This window comes from Flectobacillus sp. BAB-3569 (genome assembly GCF_002270355.1).
In the GTDB taxonomy this organism is placed as follows: domain Bacteria; phylum Bacteroidota; class Bacteroidia; order Cytophagales; family Spirosomataceae; genus Flectobacillus; species Flectobacillus roseus.
On sequence record NZ_NJFZ01000044.1, the window covers coordinates 21884 to 45705 of the forward strand.

At 34.7% G+C, this 23822-nt stretch carries 17 protein-coding genes and 1 CRISPR repeat array; all 17 genes read left to right on the forward strand.

Annotated features, from left to right (window positions below; genetic code table 11):
* Window positions 1-6 precede the first annotated feature (6 nt).
* The 17 genes from BWI92_RS25890 (at window position 7) to cas4 (ending at window position 22034) form a co-directional block, all read left to right on the forward strand.
* Window positions 7-1026 carry a CRISPR-associated primase-polymerase type B gene (locus tag BWI92_RS25890; RefSeq protein ID WP_255406908.1) on the forward strand — a complete coding sequence of 340 codons (1020 nt, stop codon included), beginning with the start codon at window positions 7-9 and terminating at the stop codon, window positions 1024-1026.
* Between the two features lie 63 nt (window positions 1027-1089).
* The gene (gene cas2 / locus BWI92_RS25895; RefSeq protein WP_095168466.1) at window positions 1090-1575 is read left to right on the forward strand and encodes a CRISPR-associated endonuclease Cas2; all 486 of its coding nucleotides are present in this window, start codon (window positions 1090-1092) and stop codon (window positions 1573-1575) included.
* Window positions 1576-1593: 18 nt separating this feature from the next.
* Window positions 1594-1737, forward strand: coding sequence for a hypothetical protein (locus BWI92_RS27520; protein WP_176464548.1), 144 nt, complete (start codon window positions 1594-1596; stop codon window positions 1735-1737).
* A 140-nt stretch (window positions 1738-1877) separates the two neighbouring features.
* Window positions 1878-3311: a DUF7017 domain-containing protein gene (locus BWI92_RS25900; protein ID WP_095168469.1), complete on the forward strand. Its 1434-nt coding sequence runs from the start codon at window positions 1878-1880 to the stop codon at window positions 3309-3311.
* 1214 nt (window positions 3312-4525) lie between these two features.
* Window positions 4526-5134 (forward strand): DUF6088 family protein, encoded by a 609-nt coding sequence (locus tag BWI92_RS25905; RefSeq protein ID WP_095168472.1) that lies wholly within the window; start codon window positions 4526-4528, stop codon window positions 5132-5134.
* Window positions 5118-6155, forward strand: coding sequence for a nucleotidyl transferase AbiEii/AbiGii toxin family protein (locus tag BWI92_RS25910; RefSeq protein WP_095168475.1), 1038 nt, complete (start codon window positions 5118-5120; stop codon window positions 6153-6155). Before BWI92_RS25905 ends, BWI92_RS25910 begins: the two co-directional genes overlap by 17 nt.
* Window positions 6156-7355: 1200 nt before the next feature.
* Window positions 7356-8366 (forward strand): ParA family protein, encoded by a 1011-nt coding sequence (locus tag BWI92_RS25920; protein ID WP_310588961.1) that lies wholly within the window; start codon window positions 7356-7358, stop codon window positions 8364-8366.
* Between the two features lie 21 nt (window positions 8367-8387).
* The gene (locus tag BWI92_RS25925; RefSeq protein ID WP_095168479.1) at window positions 8388-9296 is read left to right on the forward strand and encodes a hypothetical protein; all 909 of its coding nucleotides are present in this window, start codon (window positions 8388-8390) and stop codon (window positions 9294-9296) included.
* A gap of 524 nt (window positions 9297-9820) precedes the next feature.
* On the forward strand, window positions 9821-11176 hold the full coding sequence (locus tag BWI92_RS25930) for a replication initiation protein (RefSeq protein ID WP_095168481.1): 1356 nt from the start codon (window positions 9821-9823) through the stop codon (window positions 11174-11176).
* A gap of 1936 nt (window positions 11177-13112) precedes the next feature.
* A complete protein-coding gene (locus tag BWI92_RS25935) occupies window positions 13113-14993 on the forward strand; it encodes a TIGR02556 family CRISPR-associated protein (protein ID WP_095168483.1) in 1881 nt (626 codons plus the stop codon).
* A 14-nt stretch (window positions 14994-15007) separates the two neighbouring features.
* Window positions 15008-15925, forward strand: a complete 918-nt coding sequence (cas7b, locus tag BWI92_RS25940; protein ID WP_095168485.1) for a type I-B CRISPR-associated protein Cas7/Csh2 — start codon at window positions 15008-15010, stop codon at window positions 15923-15925.
* On the forward strand, window positions 15897-16682 hold the full coding sequence (gene cas5b / locus BWI92_RS25945; protein ID WP_095168488.1) for a type I-B CRISPR-associated protein Cas5b: 786 nt from the start codon (window positions 15897-15899) through the stop codon (window positions 16680-16682). Before cas7b ends, cas5b begins: the two co-directional genes overlap by 29 nt.
* A gap of 50 nt (window positions 16683-16732) precedes the next feature.
* Window positions 16733-19129 carry a CRISPR-associated helicase/endonuclease Cas3 gene (locus BWI92_RS25950; protein ID WP_095168490.1) on the forward strand — a complete coding sequence of 799 codons (2397 nt, stop codon included), beginning with the start codon at window positions 16733-16735 and terminating at the stop codon, window positions 19127-19129.
* Between the two features lie 4 nt (window positions 19130-19133).
* Window positions 19134-19796: a CRISPR-associated endonuclease Cas6 gene (locus tag BWI92_RS25955; protein WP_095168492.1), complete on the forward strand. Its 663-nt coding sequence runs from the start codon at window positions 19134-19136 to the stop codon at window positions 19794-19796.
* 216 nt (window positions 19797-20012) lie between these two features.
* On the forward strand, window positions 20013-21035 hold the full coding sequence (gene cas1 / locus BWI92_RS25960) for a CRISPR-associated endonuclease Cas1 (RefSeq protein ID WP_095168496.1): 1023 nt from the start codon (window positions 20013-20015) through the stop codon (window positions 21033-21035).
* A gap of 43 nt (window positions 21036-21078) precedes the next feature.
* Window positions 21079-21369 (forward strand): CRISPR-associated endonuclease Cas2, encoded by a 291-nt coding sequence (gene cas2, locus BWI92_RS25965; RefSeq protein WP_095168499.1) that lies wholly within the window; start codon window positions 21079-21081, stop codon window positions 21367-21369.
* Window positions 21370-21461: 92 nt separating this feature from the next.
* Window positions 21462-22034 (forward strand): CRISPR-associated protein Cas4, encoded by a 573-nt coding sequence (cas4, locus tag BWI92_RS25970; protein ID WP_095168501.1) that lies wholly within the window; start codon window positions 21462-21464, stop codon window positions 22032-22034.
* A gap of 196 nt (window positions 22035-22230) precedes the next feature.
* Window positions 22231-23814: direct repeats of the CRISPR family, unit length 37 nt; unit sequence CTTCCAGAGTAACTTCCAATAGAATAAGGATTGAAAC.
* The last annotated feature ends 8 nt before the right edge of the window (window positions 23815-23822 follow it).

Genomic DNA, 23822 nt, shown 5'->3' on the forward strand with positions numbered 1-23822 from the left:
CCAACTATTCTTTTCGGACAAAATATCACGGCTGTTTCTGCCGAAACGCTTACAGGCTTATCGCCCGAAGCATTGGCAACGATGATTCGTACGGGCAATGCGCTCAAGGAAGAGACAGCTCGTTTGCGTCGTGTCAAAGATTTGGATGCCAATTCGTACAAAAAGCTCAAAACCCGATTGCCCTATATCGTTGGCTCTGACTTTGAGAATGGCATTCGCAAGTCCGACTTCTTCAAGGCTTGTCATTATGTCTTGTTGGATGTTGACCATTGTACGCTCGAAAACCAAACTGTACCTGCCTATTTGGCTGAAGACTCTCGTGTTTTGTTGGCTTTTGTATCGCCAAGTGGCGAAGGGTTCAAAGTACTTTTTCGTTTAGAAAGCCCTTGTTTGTCTTTGCTAGAATACAAAATGTTTTACCGTGAGTTTGCTATCCAATTTGCCGAAAAGCATCAGTTGGTCGGTAGTGTCGACTTACGTACTTGCGATGCCACTCGTGCTTGTTTTTTGGCTCACGATGCCAATGTATATTTCAATCCTGAAGCTAAGGGTGTTTGTTGGGATACCTATATCGAAAAGGAAGAAATGTTTGAAGGCGTAGCTACAACGCCAGCCCCGCCAGTGGTTAAGCCTAAAGCTGTTTTGGACGAACAGAAATATAAGGCTGTTTTGAAGGAAATCAATCCCAAACAAACCGTTCGTAAGGCTGACAAACAAATTTTTGTGCCAGAAGAAATATTGGCTTTGCAGTCAGATTTTGAACGTATTTGTAAGGAAAATAACTGGGAGCTAATGGATTTACAGCGAATCAATTATGGACAAAAGGTGATGATCAGACAAGGGTATAAGTATGCTGAGGTGAATGTGTTTTTTGGAAAAAAGGGTTTTTCTATTGTCAAATCTCCCAAAACTGGTGCCGATGCCTATTTGTCAGAGGCACTGTTTATGGCATTAGAAGCCTTCTTGTTTGTTCCCACTCAAACTAGCCAAGGGATAGCCCTCAACTCGGTTTTGATGCAAAATTAGAAAGGTAGCGAGAAGACACAGAATATTATCGTTTCAAAACTCAAAACTCATCACTAAAAGGATATGCCTAGAAAAAAACGTGAAATAATCCCCCTCTCTCCTATCGAGCTCAATGATTTGTGGGCTGAGGCTGCGCTTCCTTCTCTCCCACCTTCGACGATGGAAGAGGTATTGGAGCGAGAAGATTTGCCCAAACATTTGGGGCATTTTCTCCAATGGTTTAATCAATCATCACCCAAAACATCTGAAGAAATGTATTGCTTTATTCTCTACGATATTGAAAATAATAAAGTCCGCCGAATGGTTTCGAAGTATCTCGAAAAACAAGGCTGTATTCGGGTGCAGAAGTCCGTGTTTTTTGCCAGAATTACCCATAAAATGCACAAACAGATATTGGGGATTTTGCGAAAAGCGCAAGGCTGTTATGAAAATGAGGATAGTATCATGGTGCTTCCTGTAGGCGAAGAAATGCTTCATAAGCTTTCGTGTATCGGTAAAAACTTTGAGCTCGATTTGATGACAGCGCCCAAACATACCATCATTTTTTAACCCTTTAATTTTTATACTATGACAACTAAATTGACTATTGCCAAAAATCCGAAGTTTACGCAAATCGTAGCCTACGGAGGCAGAAGATGCCCCAAATGCAATGATTGGATAGATACCGACGATGACTGTTGCCAAACTTGTGGCTACCCTTGGAATGATTAGTAAGGACAAAGGGCAATTCATCATTCACCACTCACAATTCACAACTAACACTTAACCCCTTTTCGACCTTCAATACTACAACTGCTTTCAACCAAATTCGTCAATTACGTCAGGCAGGTCAGCTCGACGAAGCACTTTATATGGCCAGCGAGCTTTTAGTACAGTCACCCAACGACGTTTGGGCTTGGCGTGCTTGGGCTTGGGTGAAGTTTGACCAACTCAAATTGGCACAAAGTCAGCACTTGCAATTTGCCGAGATCTTGCAGGAGCTTTGGACTATGCCTTCTTTGCTGGAAGAGCCCTTATTAGTCGAACAAATTTCTTGGCAATTGGTTAAGCACGGTTATTCTCTGCTAAAGGCAGGCGAAGGCTTTTTGCCCAAGTTAATAACCTTGTTTGAAAACGCTTGGTTTAACCGACTGGAGTTTGCTGTACAGAACACCGACGTCCGTTCGGCCTTGTTGGGATTAGCACTCAAAATAGCAGGTAGTTGGGATTTGTTTATCCCTTTCGTTCGTAGTTTTGATTTGTCTAAAAGTTCTTTAAAAGACTTTGAAAAAGAGTTTTTGCCCAATGGACAAAATTACCCTGCTATTATCGAACGTACACTCATAGCCGTTGCAAAAAGGTTATTACCAGATTTTGAACAACTATCGGCTGATGAGCAAGGGTATTGGTTATCGTATTTTGAATGGGCTGATGACAAAGAACCCTCTTTGCTATACGTAAAGTATTATCGCGTAAAGTTACTCCTAAAATCATCCGATCAGCAAGGAGCAGCATTGACAGTGCTTTTGCCTTTTGCTCGTAGTAAAAGTCATGAATTTTGGGTTTGGGAGTTATTGAGCTTATGTGTAAACAGCGATCTTGAAAAATTGGCTTGTTTGTGCAAAGCAGTGTTGTGTAAAACACAAGAATCTTTTTTGATTAATGTCAAGCAGCAATTGGCTTTGTTGTTATTGCAAATGGGTAAGTTGTCTGAAGCTAAAAGCGAAGTACAAGCATGTATCAGTATTAGAGAGCAAAATAGCTGGCATGTTTCTGCAAGTTTACGACAACTTACACAAGAGTCTTGGTTTCATACCACAGAAGGAGCAGGTAATATGATAGCTTTTTATCAACAGCAAGCCAAATTGGTACAATCGCTTTTGTATCGAGATTTGCCTATGACCGAAGCCGTCATTACAGAAATCAATGCAGAGAAGAAGTGGTTAAAATACATCACTCAAGAGGGACATGAGGCAGGATTTCCGTATCATCAGCTTTGGCCAAAGCCTGAGAGAGGTCAGCTAGTCACCTTGTATCTTTCACCAAGTGACAACAAAAAGGTGCATTGGGTACAAGCCTTGGCATTACCGCAAGGAACGCTTGCTAATTGGATGGAAAGCTATGAAGGTACGATAAAGTTCACAAAAGGAGGTTTTGGTTTTGTTGATAATATATACATAGCTAGCCAGCTTTTGAAGGAACGGAACATAACGCAAGTACAAACTGTAAAAGGCACAGCGGTAAAGGTGTATGATCCTGTAAAAAAGCAACTCGGCAAAAAGGCTCTAACAGTAGAGATATGCTAGCGTATAGTTGGGTCGTGGTGATTGTGTAATCGGTACTTGAAAAGGTACCGATTTTTTATTTTTTAAAGCCTAGCATAGCCTTAGAACTTAGGATAAAGTTTTGTATTTTTGAAAAGTCTATATCGCTCTGACAAAAATTAGGAACATTTTCGATATAATAAATCAATGATACGATATGAAATTTCAAATATTTTTAGTATTAATACATTGATTAATAAGATATTAGTAAATGGGTCTGTCAGAATGGTACTTCCACAAAAACAAGGATTAAGACTTGAAATTTAAAAGCCATTACATTAATTGAAGGCTGTCAGAATGGTACTTCCACAAAAACAAGGATTAAGACCCGTTTGGTGTCGGAATTTGACCTTTGATAATCTCTAAGTCAGAATGGTACTTCCACAAAAACAAGGATTAAGACAAGTTGGTTTAAAATTCATTGTTTATAAAGTTTAAAAATGGTCAGAATGGTACTTCCACAAAAACAAGGATTAAGACAGAGCTAAATCTAGTAATACCAGTTAAGTTATTACCATCTGTCAGAATGGTACTTCCACAAAACAAGCGTTTTGGGACAGCAATAATGATTTAGTAAAGTGCTGTATCTGCCATCAGGTCAATCCAATCAATGTTGGTTATTGGTTTTGCGAGGCTAATATAGTGCCATTGGCTCTTGTGGCCGAAATAGCACAGTAATATTGCTTACAAAATGGTTTTACGGCAGCCCAATATAGTTGGGTACTTAATCTCTGGACAGCACCACTGTTTTAAGTATATACACTCATTTACCAATGTAATAGAGATAGTTCGTTTAAACTTAAATCGCAGTATATCAACCAGCGAGTATATAATTTGGAGTATCGCCAAATACAGTTGCAGTAGGTATAGCACAGGATGAAAATGAAAAGAGAAAGTACGCCAGCAATTACAAGAAATTGAAGCATTACAAACCTAAATTGACGAACCCATCGCTGAAGGCTACGACTCTAAACTGGACGATGGTGTTGACAAAAACATTACTCCACTGCAAAATCACAACTGGAGAAATACCAATTGACAGCAGGCAAAGTTTTTTGCATTAATTGTTACCACAAATCTTTTCTAAATTTGGGACAATAATTAACATTCGAGTACCCGCATCAAATGCTCTAAATCAGAATATTTTTTGTCACAAATATTTGCTAAATTTGTGACAAAAATAAATTTTATATTAAATGGAAAGCGTTGAAAAACAAATAGAAAAGTCGATAAAAAGTAAGCCTAGGGGAGTACTAATATTGCCTGATGACTATTTGAGTTATGGCTCTTCCGATGCCATACGTAAAGCCTTAGATCGTTTGGAAGATAAAAAATGCCTTATGCGAGTAGCACAGGGTATTTATGTGCGCCCCAAAATAAGTAAATTAATAGGCTCATTAATACCCACAGCAGAAGAAGTTGCCGAAGCTATAGCCAAGCGAGACCGAATAAGGACGATTCCAACGGGAAGTTATGCACTAAATGCCCTAGGGCTAAGTACACAAGTCCCCATGAATATTGTATTGCTCACAGACGGTTCGCCCCGAGAAATTAAAGTGGGAAAGCGGAAGATTAAGTTTAAAAAAACTACTCCTAAAAACCTATTAGCAAAAGGGAAAATAAGTAGGTTGGTTATTCAAGCACTCAAAGAAATCGGCAATGGTAAGGTAAGCGAAGTAGAAGAAAAAAAGATTATTGACTTACTTCGAAAAGAAGATGAAAAAGACTTAAGGCACGACATATTGCTAGCACCAGTATGGATTCAAAAAATAATGAAACAAGCATTGAATGAAGGCAAAAATTGATTTTTACACCACAAAGAAAACAGAAAAGGTTGCTGTTTTTGAGGCCATTGCTTCAACAATGGGAATGACACCCTTTGCAGTAGAGAAGGATTGGTGGGTAAGTCGTACACTTGAAATCATATTTCAGATGGATATTGCAAAACACCTAGTGTTCAAAGGTGGAACCTCTCTTAGTAAAGCTTGGAAGCTTATCAACAGATTTTCTGAAGACATTGATTTGGCAATAGATAAAGAGTATTTCGGATTTACAGGAGAACTAGGAAAGAATCAAAGGGATAAACTCAGAAAAAAAGCAGGAGCATATACCACTGGAACTTTCTTTGAAGAATTAAAACAAGCATTTGATGCTAAGGGATACAAAGCGTTGAATTTTGTCGTGATTGAAGCAAAAGATAGCGATCAAGATCCTAGAGTATTGGAAATATACTACCCAAATGTTGTAAGTCAGCCTTCAGAATATATTTTGCCAAGGGTACAAATCGAAATCAGTTGTAGATCGCTAAGAGAACCCTTCAGTGTTCAAACTTTTGGTTCGTTGGTAGATGAATTTTACAAAGGAAGAGATTTTGCCGAACAACTATTTGAAGTGCCTACTGTGAATCCAGAAAGAACCTTTTTAGAGAAGCTATTCTTATTACACGAAGAGTTTCATCGTACTGCCGAAAAAATACGAGTGGATAGGTTGAGCCGTCATTTGTATGATGTGTATCAGCTAGCTAAGGCAGGCGTTGCTCAAAAAGCCATTCACGATAAAGCGCTATATGAAACCATCGTTGCCCATCGCTATACATTTTCCAGAGTAGGTGGTGTAGATTACAATACCCACAATCCTAAAAGCCTTAACCCTGTACCATTGCCACAGATAATAGGAGAGTGGAGAGCAGATTATAAGAAAATGATGGAAGATATGATTTACGAAACCAACAAACCCTCTTTTGAAAATTTAGTTGATAATTTGGAAGAATTGAAGGAACAGTTGCAAACATTAGATTGGCAATTTGAATTAAAATTTTCTACCTAATTCCAAGTCGATTATGACAGATAATGGTTGTGATATGTAAGCTTCCCCAGAGTATGCTACAGATATAGCATTTATTTAATCATTATTTTTACCTATTTTACAAAGCTAACGGATTGAGGGCCAAAGTGATTGACCTTATGTCGTATGACTTAAAATATACCTTTCCTGACATGCATGGTTTCTCTTCACGTAACTTTAAGTATATGAGAAAATTATGATGAAAACATTGAAAACAAAGTTGTTTTCATATTGCCCCAAAACGAAAACATCATACTCGATAATGAAAACATTAATAATCAAAGTGTTTTCATACTACTCCAAAGTGAAAACATCATACTCTATTATGAAAACATTGAAAATGAAGATGTTTTCATACAGCTCTACTGTAAAGTACTTTTGGAGAACCTTACAACAACAGGTGATCATCTAATTTCCAACTTTAGAACGTACTATTCATAAAAAGCCTCACACTCTCAAATTCATTCGTTGTGCTTGCACACTAGTTCTAAATAGTTTTTGACCTACAAAAACTCCATCTTGCTCCCAAAAAAGGTTATGCTAAATATTGGGTTAAATTAGAGTACAATACACAAACTTGAGTTATGACACCTGATTGATGATAGATTGAATATAGTTTGCATAAAGATTTACTAAACATTGCCTACACATTCCACAAGGTTTAACGGTAGATTGCATACAGTTTGCACAAAGTTTTACTAAACATTGACTATACTCTTCACAGAGTTTAACTATAGATTCTAGATAAAGTGAGCATCTGAACAATTCCTTGATACTTGGTGATAAATATTCGTTTAACGGTTAGCAGCTATTGAGATTATTGCATCTATAGACCACCCCCTATTCAACATTTGAATAAATTAGTGTAAACGCTGTTAACCAAGCGTTTACACGCGTTAACAGTCGCGTTAACGCGATAAAACTGAACGTTAACGCCGTTAACGTTCCACATTTTTAAAATTCAAGAAGGTACGAACAATGACTAACCACTCGTGTGGTCAAATTTGAAAGATTACCTAAAACTAAATCATCAAACAACTAGAATATGTCGGTTTTACATTTTTATTATAGTCTAAAAATATAAAGTTTATCCTGTTTTTAATCCTTCTTAGTTTCGTTCTATCATTATACCAGATCATACCACCCAACAAGACTAATATTTTCCATTAAAATCAACAATATTTGTCAAAAATAATTGACAAATATTTTTTTTATCCTAATTTTAAGACAAAAAGGTATGATAATATGCTCTCTAACGAACAAACCGTTTTCTTTCTAAGAAAAAATCCAGCTCTTTCGGTCTCTATTCTTGAAAAAGAAGCAGGGCTACCAACTAGTACATTGGCCAAAGCACTTAATGGTGACCGAGTTCTCAATACGAAGCACCTTGCAGCATTATATCCCATTCTTATAAAATATGGATACAATGAAGTCCAGCATAATAAAGCTAAAGTTATTTCTATCGTTAATCATAAAGGGGGAGTTGGTAAAACGACAACGACAATTAATCTTGGAAAAGCCTTGAGTAAACTAGGGTTCAAAGTCTTACTGGTTGATATGGATTCGCAGGGAAATTTATCTCAATCTTTAGGAATAGATAATCCTGAACGACAAGTTGTAAATGCGTTATTGAAAAATGAAGATTTACCAGTTTTCCAAATTGCTGAGAATTATGATTTATCGCCAAGTGATTTGGAACTAGCCTTTGCAGACTTAGAGCTTGTACAAGCAGTCGGAGGAGTAAACCAATTAAAGAATAAATTAAATCCGCTTAGAGATAAATACGATTATATCCTAATTGATTGTCCTCCAGCTTTAAATATTTTCACTAACTCTGCCTTAGTTGCTTCAAATAGCTGTTTGGTTACTTTACAACCCGAAGTATCCGCAATGAAAGGGGTAAATAATCTATTTGAACGGATTTCGCAGGTACGTGAACGTATTAACCCAGAGCTTGTCGTAGAAGGTGTTGTATTAACGATGGTGGACAAACGCCTGAAAGTACATCGTGATATGATTGATTATGTCTATCAAACATTGGGGAATTTCAAAATTTATAAAACTGAGATTAGAAGCAATGTATCTGTGAAAGAGTCACAGATTTCTCAAATTACCATTTTTGATTATGATCAAAATTCCAATGGTGCAATCGATTATATGAATCTGGCTAAGGAGTTTTCTTCGAACGCCTAAACACTTTTTACAACTACAGTCATGGCAAAAAAATATATAGGAAACCTTGGTATAACTAACAGTATCATAAAAGACCAAAGTCTTTTAAATCACGAAGCAATTAAACAACAGATATTCGTATTAGATGAACTTCGTGATCTTATCCCACCCCTTCAAGAAGAAGAGTATAATCAGCTAGAAAAAAATATATTGACAGAGGGGTGTAGAGAAGCGTTGATGATTTGGGAAACAGCTAAAAATATCATTGACCCTTCGGCAACCGATACCTCAAAAGTTTATGTATTAGTAGATGGTCATAACCGTTATGGTATTTGTCAAAAACATCAAATAAATTTCAAAATACACCTTACCTCTTTCTCATCTTTCAGAGAAGCGAAGGATTATATGATTGATAATCAATTAGGTAGGAGAAATCTAATTCCTGAACAAGCTTCCTATTTAAGAGGAATTCGTTATAATGCTGAAAAGTTAGAAAAAGGCAAGTATTTACGTACAGAGCATAAGGGTCATTTTGACCCTTATGCTCCTGAAGTACCAAAAGAGTCAACATCGGCTAAATTATCCAAGCAATATAATGTCAGTGAAAAGACTATTAAACGAGATGCTGAATTTGCTGAAGGGTTGAATTTATTAAATCCTTCCTTGAAAAAAGATATTCTATCAGGAAAACTAAAAGTCAAGAAATCTGATATTCAGCAGCTTTCTCATCAAGCACATATTCCCGAAAAGTCGATTTCCTCTTTGCAAGAGGTATCTACATTATTGCATGAGCCTTCCTCTAAATCCACAACTTTAGAAGAACCCGTAGCAGATAAAGCTACCTTACAGGGCTTAATTCATGAAACAGTACAAAAACTAAACGAAAACCCCAGCCAGAGCCTTTGCGATGAGCTCATTAAGCTTTCTATGGCTCTGAAGAAAATATTGTAAGTGTTTTATTTATAGATACTAAAAACATCTTATCCTCAACTATAACAAATTTAGGGTTACTTCATTCATACCAGATTTATGAGGCTAAAAAACCTATAAATAATCGTAAAAAGGCATTTTAGCAATGAAATCTTGTAGGTTCTGAGTCCTAATTATAACAAATTTAGGGAACAGAGCTTCGTAACTATAACAAATTTAGGGTTCGCGGGGCCTCTGTGTTTTAAATCAAATACCAGGGCTTAGATATTTACCGAAAAACCTGTTTTATTAAACTAAAAAGAATAAAAAACTTTAAAAAAAATCAAACAGCCTGATGATGTTTCTTTTTTTTAATTGTATTTTATGTATTTTCAGTGCTTGTAACTATCTGATTTTCAATTTATTATAAGATTTAATATAACAAATTTAGGGTCAACTATAACAAATTTAGGGATAACTATAACAAATTTAGGGTCAATTATAACAAATTTAGGGTCAATTATAACAAATTTAGGTATCTTTATTTTCTATTTAATCCGTACTTAATGAAACATAGTAAGAACCATAATGATGATTCGCAATCAGTCAAACTTATAAGGAAATCTAATAACCTTGTTGAAGGAAAATATCGTTTTGATATTTGGGAAATGCGAGTGTTTACGAAAATGTTAACAATGATTTTCCCTGATGATGAGGACTTCAAAGAATACCGAATTTATTTAAAAGATGTGATTGATGAGTTCAATCTTACGACCGACCGACAAGCATATAAGTTGCTAAAGGCTGGAGCCGTAAAATTGATGAAGAAAGAAATCAAAGTTGTACGTGATACGGAGGAAGGAGAAAAAGAGTTTTTGACCTATATCGCTGTAGGTTTAGATAGTTTTACCAGTAAGAGTCAAGGAAGTTATATCGATATTTCATTTCACCCCAAAATGAAACCATTTTTGTTACAGCTTCAAACTCAATTTTTGATGTATGATGTACGCAATGTTTTACAACTGCAAAGCTCGTTTTCGGTGCGTATATATGAATTATTAAAGCAATACGAACGTATCGGAAGAAGAACTTTCACCCTTACCGAACTGAAGGAAACTTTGGCTGTTGCTGATAAATATCCACTGTATGCTAATTTTAAGCAAAGAGTAATTTTAAAAGCTCAGGAGGATTTAGAAAACTATACAGACATTCGGTTTACCTTTGAAGAGGATAAAAAAGGAAAAGCTGTTCACTCGTTAGTTTTCTATATATATTCGAACAAAACCGTAGTAGAAGAACGTAAACAACCAGAAGAAGAAGAAGAAATACCATCAACAGATATTGCGAATAATCAAATTTACGATAAGCTCAAAGAATATCAGGGAGTAAACCTTAAAACTGTTAAGGAATGGATAGAGAAATATTCGTTAAATTATGTAGCTGAGCGTATTGATATGTTGAAAAGACAACAATCAAATGGAACAGTCATTAACAACCCTATGGGGTATCTGCAAAAACTGATGCAACAAGACGTATTGTTTTACCCTCAAGTGATAGAATCTAAAAAGGTAGTTATTGATGTCACGGAACAGAACTTGAGGTTACAAAGTATAAAATACCATGAGAAGTCATTAGAAGATCTTCGTATTAACTATTACGAGCAGCAAAATGAAATCATCAAGGCATATTTTGAAGAAAACCCAACCGTAAAGGAAGAGCTATTGGAAAGCTTGAAGTTTGGTTATGATTATAATAGGCAGTTAAGTGTGTCTGAAAACTTGCAAAGAGATTCCTTCAAAGCCCTTTTAAACGCTAAAGTAAGAGAGCACTATCCACACCTGTTTAAAGAACTTGATGAAACTTTTAAGCGCCAGGAAATAACTATTAAGCAAGCATTGAGATCATTGGGATGGGCTGGGTAGACGATGTAAGCAAATAAGTAATATATTTCAACGGCGAATAATAAAGTGTTATTGAAAGTGGAAAAATATGTGACACTAACATACTTTTTGTTGAAGATCACTTACCTGTTCAGCCTTTAAATGTTGAGACTTACATCGAGAAGCGTGTGCTGTTACAATTGTTGTAAACTTCCCCCAAAATAGTACAGACTAAAAGTTGTATATGCCCCCTTAAATCTGAAAAATGCTGAGCGTTAACGCCGTTAACGTTCAGCATTTTTGCGTTAACGAGACTGTTAACACGTGTAAACGCTTGGTTAACAGCGTTTACACTAATTTATTCAAATGTTGAATAGGGGGTGGGTACATGTGGATAGAAAACTCTTAGGAATGTGCCAAGATTGTTAGCGCTTCATGACAATCTCCGTCAAATATTGGTAGGATAGTGATGCAATATTCTCAATAGCTGCTAACAGTTAAACGAATATTTATCTCCAAATATCAAGGAATTGTTTGGAGGCTCACTTTATCGCGAATCTATAGTTAAGCTCTATGTAAAGTGTAGGTAGGGTTTAGTAAATCTTTATGCAAACTGTATGCAATCTACCGTTAAACCTTGTGGAATGTATAGGCAATGTTTAGTAAATCTTTATGCAAACTTTATTCAATCTACCATCAACATAGCGTCATAACTCAAAGTTACATTTACTACAGTCATTTAACCCTATATTTAGCATAACCTTTTTTGAAGCAAGATGGGGTTTCTGGCAGTCAAAAACTACCTAGAACCAGTGTGCAAGCACAACTACTGAATAGGGAGTGTAAGGTTTTTATGAGTAATGTTTTGGGCAATTGACATTCTTTACATTACTCTAATATAATATTACAATTGATGGGTCATGTTTATAGAGGCAGACTATACTTTCAAGACTGGTAGATTTATATTTTTCCCTATTGGATTGCTAAACTTAGTAATTAAAAGAACATTAGGATAAATAATGGATAGAATTTGCAGTAAAACTAGCTCAGCAATGAAGCCCAATGGAAGAGATAGTATTTCAAATATTGAACCAAAGCAACGAACGGTTCATAAAGTGATTCGATTAGACTCTCAATAGACATATGTAAGATACTATGAGCTTGGTTTGGAGGGAGTACACCAACAAAGTCCAATATGTATGACTTTTCTAGGTTGAAGATGGGTGGTTCGTTTGGAACTATGGAGTAGTAAGGGGACGCTGCTGTTTCAGTTCAATATTATGAGAGAATGAAAAATCTTTAGAATTAATTTACAAGACATATACATCATCAATAGAAAAAAATCTCACAATAGTTTGTGTGAGAAAAAGAAAAATATACCTTTGTAGAAATAGGTCACTTTAATGATAGTCTTGTGGTGATTTTTTAAATTTTGTAAAACAACAAACGTTGAAACATGATTGTCTTTTGTTATTCATTTACAATGAATAGTCCAAAAAATAAGGATTGAAAAGGCCCATCTCGTAACTTCTTGGTCGGACGCACGAAATGGGCTATCAATAAATTTTCACACTAAACATGCAAAAACATGACAAATTACGCAAAAAATGACTTTAAGTCAAATTGTGACTTACTTATCAATCGCCCCATTTCATGTACTGGATGCCTCAAATGTAACTTTTTATGCCCTGAGCTAGATGAAGATTACTTTTGCGGTATCAGTAATAGTCACTTATGAAAAGCCTATTTCATAAGCAAATGTTGACCGTATAATAAGAAATGCCAAAATGTAATTTTTATCACTTTTTTCTGTAGAATTTATAGCTAATTTTGAGGGTAGTGCTCTATTTAACTTGTGAATTGAGTCTATTTACGAAGTACTATAAATATGTTTATTGCTAATTATAAAGTGGTATTTACGTCTATTTTGGCAAGTTTTCTTTTACCTATTTTCTTCAAGTAAATTTCGAAGCCCATTATGCAAGATCAAGCTATTGTCCAGCTAGGAAAACTACAGCTATCAACTCTAGGGAATAAAAAGCCGTATGAGCTTTTCATTCAAAATATGTTTCCCGATAAGCCAAACTATGATATGATTTTAGCTGTTTTTCTGCTAAAATCTAAAAATGATGATTATCAAATAAGTTTTGATAAAGTTGATATTTTGCCCGTCAATAAGAATAACTACGAAAAATTTGCTTATAGAAAAGGTTCTGCTCGTGGTGGGGATATAACCTTCACTACTAAGTTTGGGGATATTGACAAAAAATATAATACTCTTGTTAATGGTCAATTTAAAGCACTGGTTGAAAAGCTCAAAAAGTCTGTCAATGCTCACGATTTTAAAGTTTTCAGTACAGTTTATAACTTTTTGATTGTTAAAGAGAATTATGAAGAAGTAAAAAGTCAGCTAAGTACAGTTTATGAAACTCTAAGTAAAGAACAGAAATTAAGTTCTGGGTTGAGCTTGAAATTTGTTATAAATGACGAAGAATTTTATTTAGCAGATTTTGTAATTATTCAACAAATTCTTTCAGCATCAGGAACAGAAGAAAAGTCTGAAAAATATAATGTTGTATCAGAGGGAAAAAATCAAGTTTGTTCAATTTGTTTAGAAAAGAAAGAAGTTTTGCACGGTTTTGCTTCGCCATTCAAATATGCAACTGTTGATAAACCTGGAATGGTAAGTGGATTTTTTAATCAAAAAAATAACTGGAAAAACTATCCTATTTGTACCGATTGTAGCTTAACATTTGAGTTGGGAAGAACCTACATTGCCAATAACTTATCAAGTTACTTCTACGGGAATTCCTTCTATATGATTCCTAAAACTTTGATAAGTAAAGACCTTAACAAGCTCAAGAATGCGACATTGAGAATAAAGGATATTTACGAAAATCTTACCAAAGATGGGCAAAAGATCAAACAAAGAGAGGATTATATCTGGCAGATGATTGCAGAGGAAGAAACAGATTATTTTAATCTTAATCTTCTATTTTATGAAGAAAATCCAACAACTAAAGCCATTAAAATCAAACTTCTATTAGAAGAAATTGTACCGTCTCGATTTAGAAAATTGTTTGTTGAAGTACCAACCATTGTTAATAGTAATCCTCTGTATCATAATTCATATTCTATCAAAAAAGAACTTCAAAGTTTAACATTCAATTTTGGACTTCTTAAAACTTTCTTTAACGAAAGCTTTTTGGATATTGTCCAGAAAGTTTTTATGCTCAAGAATATTTCAGCAGAAAGTGTTTATGCTAAGTTCATGCTCGTTATAAGAGAAAATTATAATAAATCCCAGACCTCAGATGGTTATGTTGAAATGACATATCTTACTGTATTGAAAGCCCATTTGGTATTAGCATATTTTCAACATCTTAGACTTACAGACTATAATCCAAATTTCAATTTAATTATGGAAGAAATAAAAGAAAGTTCAAACACAGAGAATCAAAAAGGCTTTGACCCAAGTAAAATACAAGATTTTATTAAGGGCAATAATGGATTTCTTGACTCAGAGGCAAAAGTAGGTGTTTTTTTGCTTGGTTCTTTGGTGAAGCATTTACTTAATGTACAGCATCATGAATTAAATGGAGGAACGCCTTTTGAGAAAAAATTAAAGGGGTATAATCTCAATCCGTCAGATTTACAAAGTATTTACCATGAAGCTTATGGTAAACTAAGACAATATGAATCTGTACCCCTCACATTAATCAGCTATGTGAATGAGTATTTTGTATTGAATGTTCACAAAATTCAAAAGATGTCTAATAACGAAGCATCTTTCTACTTTGTGGCAGGCTTACAATTCAGTGATAAATTCAAATTTCCTAAATCAGAAGAATCTAAATAACAACATCTATCATCATGTCAGAAATCTTAAAAAACCGCACAGAACTATTGTTTCTTTATGAAATTGAAAATGCTAATCCAAATGGGGACCCTCTAAATGAAAACCGACCAAGATTCGATACCGAAGATGATACTGTTATTGTTTCGGATGTTCGCCTAAAACGTACTATCCGTGATTATTGGTATGAGTACAAGGGATATAATGGGAAAGATGGGAAAGATATTTTTGTTCGAGAAACAGAATATCAGGATGGAGACAAAACGTATATATCTGATGGTAAAAGAAGAGCTACTGCATTTCAGGAAAATAAGGATACTGTTTTGAAAACCTGTATTGATATTAGAGTATTTGGTGGCGTTTTACCTTTACCTAAAGACTCAATTACACTTACTGGTCCAACACAATTCCAGATGGGACGTTCTTTGCATAAAACAGAAATTATAACTGAACAAGGAACAGGAGCTTTTGCTTCTGGAGATAAAAAAGGACAAGCTACTTTCAGAACAGAGTACAAAGTTCCGTACTGTTTAATAGGCTTCAATGGTATTATCAATGAAAAGGCTGCTAATTATTCAACGATGTCAGAAGCTGATAAAGAGCTTTTACTGGATGGTATTTGGCAAGGCACTAAAAACTTAATTTCTCGTTCCAAATTTGGACAAAACCCTGTATTGCTTTTAGCAATTAATTATAAAGAAGACAAGCCTTATTACATTGGAAGTCTTCGCCAGAGAGTAAAACTTCAATCTGACAAAAATGATAAAGCTATTAGAGGCTTGGAAGATTTTTCTTTAGATTTCTCTGATGTTATCGCTGAAATCAAAGCTAATCTTGAAAATATTGAATCAGTAGAAATAAAAGCAGACGCACGTTTAAAATTTGTTCAACCTTTAACAATAGCTGATGGAAAACTCGACCTTACTACCCTCTAATCAAGTCTTGATTTTTGATGTGGAGAGTGAATATGGTCATTTCCGAAAATTCAATACGACGACTTCGCCATTGACATATTCAATTCCAACTCGTCCAGCCATTGCAGGACTCATCGGTGCTATTTTGGGTATTGAGCGAGAAGTGTCAGCGGAGAATTTTAGAGAAGGCGTTACTCCTGTTGCTGAACTTTTCACCAAAGAGAAAGCCTCATTTGCGGTACAAATTATTAATCCAACAAAAAAAGTAAATATTGGCTTTAATCTTTTGGATACAGAAAAAACTGCAAGTAGTTTTTTTAATGTAAAACAGCGAACTCAAATAGAGTTTGAGCTTTTGAAAAACCCAAAATTTAGAATTTATGTCTCTTTGAGAGATTCTATATTATTCAGCACATTAGTTGAAAAAGTACAATTGAATCAGGCTCACTTTACACCCTATCTTGGATTGAGTCAGTTTACCGCATCTACTAAATTTATAAGAATAGTAAATGTGTCAAAATCACAGAGTGCTGAATTTCAAGAAGTATTGACGGCTGTCAATTTGAATAATGCAGATGCAGATAACCCTATTGAGTTTGACTATACCGTGAATAGTGGCTTTAAATATACTTCCGATACCATGCCAATTGAAATGCAGGCAAACCGAATTGTAACAGAGTATTCGGAGGTTATCATTGAAACTAGTGGGAAACCTATTAAAGTGAAATCTGACAATATATTCTACCTTGAGGATATTGGAAATATTATATTTTTATAAAATCTAAAATCGCCCTAAACTAATCATTGGTTTAGGGCGAAATAATAGCTATGCTCTATTCACACCCTGATAAATTGCTTATTAAGCATTTGGAAGAAGTTGCCAATAACTGCAAAAACTTAATAGAAGGACGAACTTTATTTATCAAGTCCAAAGAAAGAAAGCAGATTTGCCAAGATCTTGCTTTTATCATAGGAGCTTTCCACGATTTAGGAAAAGCTACTTCTTATTTCCAAATCTACCTTGAGAGCAGAGGTGAAAAAATAGTTGGGCCTAAATCTCATGCACTTATCTCCGCATTGTTTGTGAAGGAAATATCAAAAACTTATTTAGCGAGCACTGCTCTTTCTGATTTTGAACAACAGCTTTTTACTCATTTTACCTTTACTGCCGTTAAAAGACATCATGGTAACTTAGATGATTTTGAAGCGGAAATGTACATTGAAACCAAACATACCGAACTCCAAGACCAAATACAGGTTTTTGATGAGTCAGGTATTCAAAATATTATTGAGTATTTTAACTCCGCTTTAAAATTAGATTATAGCTTCCAAGGATTTAAAAAATATATCTCATCGAAGGCATATTTAAAAGATATGCCTGAATTTTACGATAATAATATTGCATTCGGAGAGTTTGAAGAATTACCAATCTCAACTAAAATCGAATATTTTTATTTTCATCAATTACTTTTTGGAGGACTATTGCTATCCGATAAAAGAGATGTCATTTTAGAAGAAGAACGCAATACCACAAAACCAATTATTGATGAAAATATAGTAACTACATTTAGAGAAAACAGAGGTTATAATTCGCCCAAAACGGCACTTGATAGGCAGAAAAATAAAGCATATCAATCAGCATTAGATAATCTTGACAATGTTTTTTCAAAAGAAAAACATTTATATTCGATAACCCTACCAACTGGATTAGGCAAAACAATTACATCTTTTGCGGTGGCGTGGAAAATGAGAACAATCCTTAATTTACCCAATCAAAGGCTAATCATTACTATTCCGTTCACTTCAATTATTGACCAAAATTTCCAAGTTTATGAAGAGATTTTAGCTACACGAGATACCAATATTCTTCTCAAACATCATCATTTATCAGAACCTCTTTACAAAATAAATGATGAAGAATTTAATCCAGATAAGAGTCAGTTTTTAATTGAAACTTGGCAATCGGAGGTAGTGGTAACAACCTTTGTTCAGCTATTAAATTCTATCTTTTCTAATGATAAATCATTGTTAATGAAATTGCCAAATTTGGCAAATGCTATTATTATTTTAGATGAAATCCAGACGGTTTCTTATGAACATTGGCAACTAATTAAAAATGTATTTGAGGTATTGGGAGAAATATATAATTGCTATTTCATTTTGATGTCAGCAACTCAACCGTTGATTTTTCTGCCTGAAAAAGAAATCATTGAAATTGTACCCAACTATGAAGAGTACTTTCAATTTTTCAATCGTACAAAATTGATTAATCGTGCTAAAACTAAAATTTCATTAGATGACTTTTCGCAAGAGGTATTGAATTATCATGAGGAGAACCCCCAGAAAGATATTTTAGTCATATTGAACACAAAAAAGCACTCAAAAAAGCTGTTTGAAAATATTAGAAAAATTATAGATTCAGAAACCGTAGATATTTATTATTTATCAACCTTAATCACTCCATTTGAAAGAAAGGAAATTATTAAAAGAATCAAACAAGATTCTTCAAAAACTAAAATTGTTATTTCCACACAATTAATTGAGGCTGGGGTTGATATTTCTGTAGATACTGTTTTCAGAGCTATTGCACCGATAGATTCTATCATTCAAGCAGCGGGTCGCTCAAATAGGTATGATGAAAAAGCTCATCAAGGAGAAGTCTATCTTTATGATATTAAAGAGATGGACAAAGCTAATGGGATGATTTACGGAGCAGCATTACTACTAAAAACACAGAACGTTTTAAAGAATATTGAAGAAGTGGAAGAAAACGAGTATTTGAATCTGATTAAAAATTACTTTATTGAAATTCGTAAACAATCAGATAGTCGTCTTTCAGAATATTTAGAAAATATAGCCAAGCTTGAGTTTGCTAAATTGGGTCAGTTCTCACTCATTGAGGAATCTAAAACAGAGTCTGTCTTTTTACAACTCAACTCCAAAGCGGTAGAGGTGTGGAATCAATTTGATGAAATTTATAGTAATGAAAGCTTAGATTCAAGAGGTAAAAAACAGGTTTTTTCAAAAATAAAATCAACGTTTTATGACTATGTAATTAACGTTCAAATTCCAAGAGATAAAAGAAGTATTGTATTTGATGATGATAGCAAACCACATGGTTTTTACCTTTCTACATTAGAAAATCCGACCGAGTGCTACAGTTATGATTCAGAGGATTTTACTCAAAATACAGGTTATCAAGAAGTCAATCTATTAAGTTATTAAACCCATGCAAACCATCCATCAAACCATCATCCGTTTTCCTGAAATTCAATTGGCTACTCGTGATGCTCATAAGTTAAGGGGCTATTTTGGGAGTATCTTTCAAGAGTATTCACCTTTGCTGCACAACCATTTGGAGTCGGGCGAATCGGCGTACCGTTATCCTTTGGTGCAGTATAAAGTCATTAATAGAGTTCCTACTTTGGTGGGGCTAAATGAAGGAGCTGATTTGTTGATTAATCTTTTTTTGAAAATCAAAACTCTACAAATTGAGGATAAAACGTACCAAATCAACCAGAAAAATATCGAATCAAAAACGCTTGAAATAGGTTTGTCGAACGAACTACACTCTTATCGTTTCCAAACACTCTGGATGGCTTTGAACCAAGAAAACCATCAAAAATACCTTCATAATTCTGCTTCCGAGCAGCAAAAACAATTGAATACTTTACTCCAAAATAATATTCTGAGCTATTTCAAAGCGATGAATTATTGGGTAAATGGTCAGGTAATGGGCATGTTACAAAATGTGTATGAGAAAGAAACCAAGTTTAAAGATAAATCCATGATTGCCTTCCAAGCTGATTTTGTGAGTAATGCTGTGTTACCTTCGTTTATTGGGATTGGGAAATCCGTCGCACGAGGTTTTGGAACGTTGGAGGCTATATAAACAGGTGATTTTATCAAAACAGAAATAACAACTATGGCTATTCAAACGATTGAAACCGAAGAAGAATACGAGTTGAAGCTGGCTTGGATTGATAAGCAGTTTGAGCAACTTCCTATCCCATAAAGTCTGGAAGGTGAACAGTTAAAGCTGGCTTTATCTTTCGTAAAAGCCTATGAAGACATTCATTATCCGATACCATCTATTCAATCATAAACGATGCAAGTATATCTGAATACTTTTGGAACATATCTACATATCAAGGATGATATGTTTGAGGTTAAAATTCCTGTAAAAGATGGCGAACCTATCAAAAAAACTTTGGCTGCCTACAAAGTTAGTTCGTTTGTATTAGCAACTTCGGCATCTTTGAGTACCGATGCTGTTCGATTGGCTTTGTATAATAATATTGATATTATTTTTGCCCGTTCAGACGGCTACCCTTTGGGAAGAGTTTGGCATTCTAAATTGGGAAGTACTACCAAAATCCGTAAACAACAACTGCAAGCCAGTATCAACGAAGAAGGCGTAAAGGCTACCAAAAATTGGATTTCGGAGAAAATGACGCATCAGTTGGAGTTTATCAAAGACTTAAAAAAACATCGTCCACAGATGGCGGAGTATCTGGACGATAAAATTGAGCGAATCCAAAACCTCGTTATTTCAGTTGGAAAATTGGAGGGAAGTACTGTACAAGATTTTGCTGAAACTATCCGAGGTTTAGAAGGCACAGCAGGGCGCTTGTATTTTGAAACCATCAATTATGTATTGCCTTCATCATATCAATTTAACGGAAGGAGTAGCAGACCAGCCAAAGATTCATTTAATGCTTTTCTGAATTATGCTTACGGTATTCTTTATACGAGAATAGAAAAAGCCTTAATTTTAGCAGGCTTAGACCCTTACGTTGGATATTTGCACCGAGACGATTATAACCAGAAATCCATGGTTTTTGATTTTATAGAGCCATTCAGAATATTTGTAGAAGTACCAGTTTTTAGGTTGTTTACGGCAAAAAAAGTAAATAAAGCTCATATCGACGAAATAACGAACGGTGTTACACTGAATAAAGAAGGCAAAGAGTTGTTGATTAAGGCATTGAACGATTACTTGGAAGAAGACAGTATTCGCTACAAAAATCGTAACCAAACAAGGACAAATATCATTCAGCAGGAGGCTCATTCTTATGCTAATCAATTGATAGAGAAAACCAAAGACACCAGCGAAACACTGTATTTGTAAAAAGTAGTTAGACATCAAGTAAAGGGATTCAAAAAATAGGAACATGATTGCATGGGTATTGTATGATATAAAAAACGATAAAACTCGTACCAAAGTTGCCAAAATCTGTAAGCAATCGGGCTTATACAGAGTACAATTTTCTGTATTTCTGGGTACAATAGACCGCAATATGAAAGACAGCCTTCAATTACAAATCGAAGATTTGATTGATGAAGCAACCGATTCTGTTTATATTTTCCCGATGTCAAAAAACGAATTACAAGAAACCGTTTTATTGGGGCAAGCCTTCGATAAAAAATTAGTTTCAGATGAAGTAATGGCACTTTTTCTTTAAGAATCTGTTTTCAAATTTCAATTAAATGCCAGCACTTATGTCAATTTTTTAGTATTTGGACACCGATAAATTCACAATTCATCACTGACACAATGACTCTTACCCCTTCACATATCATAGAATTTTTATATTGTCCGAGGTTTACGTATTTTGAATACGTTATAGCCATTCCACAATATGAAGACAGACATTTCAAAGTCCAAAAAGGCAGAGAAATTCATAACCAGAAATTAGAGCAGAATAAAGAATACCTACGCAGACGTATAGGGGTAGTCGAACGATACAACGACCAGTATTTAACTAACGAGTTTTTAAGAGGACGTATCGACGAAGTATTAAAATTAGAAGACGGAACCATGACACCCTTAGACTATAAATTTGCAGCTTATGACGACAAAGTTTTTGATACTTACAAAACCCAATTGTATTGTTATGCTTGGTTGATAGAAGAGAACTTTCATTGCAGAGTCAACAAGGGCTATTTGGTATATACACGGAGCAATAATAAATTGGTAGAAGTAGAAATAAAAGATAGCGACAAACATTTAGTAAAAGAGGCAAGTCGAGAAATTTATCAGATTATAGAGAACAATTATTATCCAAAAGCTACCAAATCTAAAATGCGATGCGTAACTTGCACTTATAGAAATATTTGCACGAAGTAATCAATTTCCGAGTTGTAATTTATTTTTAAAAGATAAAAATAAGGCTTTAAGATATTTTAAATCAATTAGTTATGTTTACGGAAAAAATCAAAAAACAAACTAAAAAACGTACATTGACCTACTGTTTAGAACATAAAAGGGAAATCGAAAATAACATACAAGTATTTATGTTACAAGGAATTAGCCAATCAGGCGCCTTCCAGAGTAACTTCCAATAGAATAAGGATTGAAACGATACTGATGAAGTAGTTTGAAATATCTCCTTTGCTCTTCCAGAGTAACTTCCAATAGAATAAGGATTGAAACAGTGTTATATTTGTAATGTCAATCAGGTGATTGACTTCTTCCAGAGTAACTTCCAATAGAATAAGGATTGAAACCATACTCAGCATTGTAATAGTCGCTCGATACCCAGTCTTCCAGAGTAACTTCCAATAGAATAAGGATTGAAACTATTCGTGCTCAAAAGCAATTGCGTTTTGTTGGTACTCTTCCAGAGTAACTTCCAATAGAATAAGGATTGAAACGGTTGCTATAATCCGAATTTTGTGTGATATATAAATTCTTCCAGAGTAACTTCCAATAGAATAAGGATTGAAACCAAAACATTGAAAGTCTCTTTCTAAAGAAATAGCAACTTCCAGAGTAACTTCCAATAGAATAAGGATTGAAACGTTTGTTGTGGCATTTCTAATGGATTCCATTCTAGCCTTCCAGAGTAACTTCCAATAGAATAAGGATTGAAACCGCTCAGTACATCCCTTACAAGCTTTTCATAGAACTTCTTCCAGAGTAACTTCCAATAGAATAAGGATTGAAACTTGTGGGTATGTTGCCAACAAATTCAATAGACTCTACTTCCAGAGTAACTTCCAATAGAATAAGGATTGAAACATAATTAGACCTTTGCTAGCTGAAAGTGCATGCCATCTTCCAGAGTAACTTCCAATAGAATAAGGATTGAAACAGGTAGTTTTCCCAAGCTGAAGCTTGGTATTGCATTCTTCCAGAGTAACTTCCAATAGAATAAGGATTGAAACTCTCGTAAGCAAAGATACCAGTCGGGAAACCTTGCTTCTTCCAGAGTAACTTCCAATAGAATAAGGATTGAAACGGCATCAATGATATCTCTTACAATGCTATTAATCAAGCTTCCAGAGTAACTTCCAATAGAATAAGGATTGAAACGTGACTTTGGTATATTGGCCATACAATGCGTGTTGTCTTCCAGAGTAACTTCCAATAGAATAAGGATTGAAACTGAAAAATCAATCAACTTCTGAAAAGTTGGAGGTAACTTCCAGAGTAACTTCCAATAGAATAAGGATTGAAACTCAAAATAGATCAGCAGCTAAAGGGTATTTGGACATCCAACTTCCAGAGTAACTTCCAATAGAATAAGGATTGAAACCACTCGAAAATGTGATGAATATGTGAAGTCTCATATCTTCCAGAGTAACTTCCAATAGAATAAGGATTGAAACATTTGCAAATATTACGATAAATCGTAACCTTTGTAATCTTCCAGAGTAACTTCCAATAGAATAAGGATTGAAACTCTAGATATGAAGAAATTGAATCATTTTGTAAACTTATCTTCCAGAGTAACTTCCAATAGAATAAGGATTGAAACGGCTAACGCCATTCAATTCGAAATTTGGGGTAGAAATCTTCCAGAGTAACTTCCAATAGAATAAGGATTGAAACGTCAGAACTTACATTCTAACTAAGAAAAAGGAAATTCTTCCAGAGTAACTTCCAATAGAATAAGGATTGAAACGTTTTTCG

What these genes read in the sequence shown, in the direction of transcription:
- cas2 (WP_095168466.1), top strand. Translation starts at nt 1,090, where the DNA reads ATGCCTAGAAAAAAACGTGAAATAATCCCCCTCTCTCCTATCGAGCTC.
- BWI92_RS27520 (WP_176464548.1), top strand. Translation starts at nt 1,594, where the DNA reads ATGACAACTAAATTGACTATTGCCAAAAATCCGAAGTTTACGCAAATC.
- BWI92_RS25900 (WP_095168469.1), top strand. Translation starts at nt 1,878, where the DNA reads ATGGCCAGCGAGCTTTTAGTACAGTCACCCAACGACGTTTGGGCTTGG.
- BWI92_RS25905 (WP_095168472.1), top strand. Translation starts at nt 4,526, where the DNA reads ATGGAAAGCGTTGAAAAACAAATAGAAAAGTCGATAAAAAGTAAGCCT.
- BWI92_RS25910 (WP_095168475.1), top strand. Translation starts at nt 5,118, where the DNA reads ATGAAGGCAAAAATTGATTTTTACACCACAAAGAAAACAGAAAAGGTT.
- BWI92_RS25925 (WP_095168479.1), top strand. Translation starts at nt 8,388, where the DNA reads ATGGCAAAAAAATATATAGGAAACCTTGGTATAACTAACAGTATCATA.
- BWI92_RS25930 (WP_095168481.1), top strand. Translation starts at nt 9,821, where the DNA reads ATGAAACATAGTAAGAACCATAATGATGATTCGCAATCAGTCAAACTT.
- BWI92_RS25935 (WP_095168483.1), top strand. Translation starts at nt 13,113, where the DNA reads ATGCAAGATCAAGCTATTGTCCAGCTAGGAAAACTACAGCTATCAACT.
- cas7b (WP_095168485.1), top strand. Translation starts at nt 15,008, where the DNA reads ATGTCAGAAATCTTAAAAAACCGCACAGAACTATTGTTTCTTTATGAA.
- cas5b (WP_095168488.1), top strand. Translation starts at nt 15,897, where the DNA reads ATGGAAAACTCGACCTTACTACCCTCTAATCAAGTCTTGATTTTTGAT.
- BWI92_RS25950 (WP_095168490.1), top strand. Translation starts at nt 16,733, where the DNA reads ATGCTCTATTCACACCCTGATAAATTGCTTATTAAGCATTTGGAAGAA.
- BWI92_RS25955 (WP_095168492.1), top strand. Translation starts at nt 19,134, where the DNA reads ATGCAAACCATCCATCAAACCATCATCCGTTTTCCTGAAATTCAATTG.
- cas1 (WP_095168496.1), top strand. Translation starts at nt 20,013, where the DNA reads ATGCAAGTATATCTGAATACTTTTGGAACATATCTACATATCAAGGAT.
- cas2 (WP_095168499.1), top strand. Translation starts at nt 21,079, where the DNA reads ATGATTGCATGGGTATTGTATGATATAAAAAACGATAAAACTCGTACC.
- cas4 (WP_095168501.1), top strand. Translation starts at nt 21,462, where the DNA reads ATGACTCTTACCCCTTCACATATCATAGAATTTTTATATTGTCCGAGG.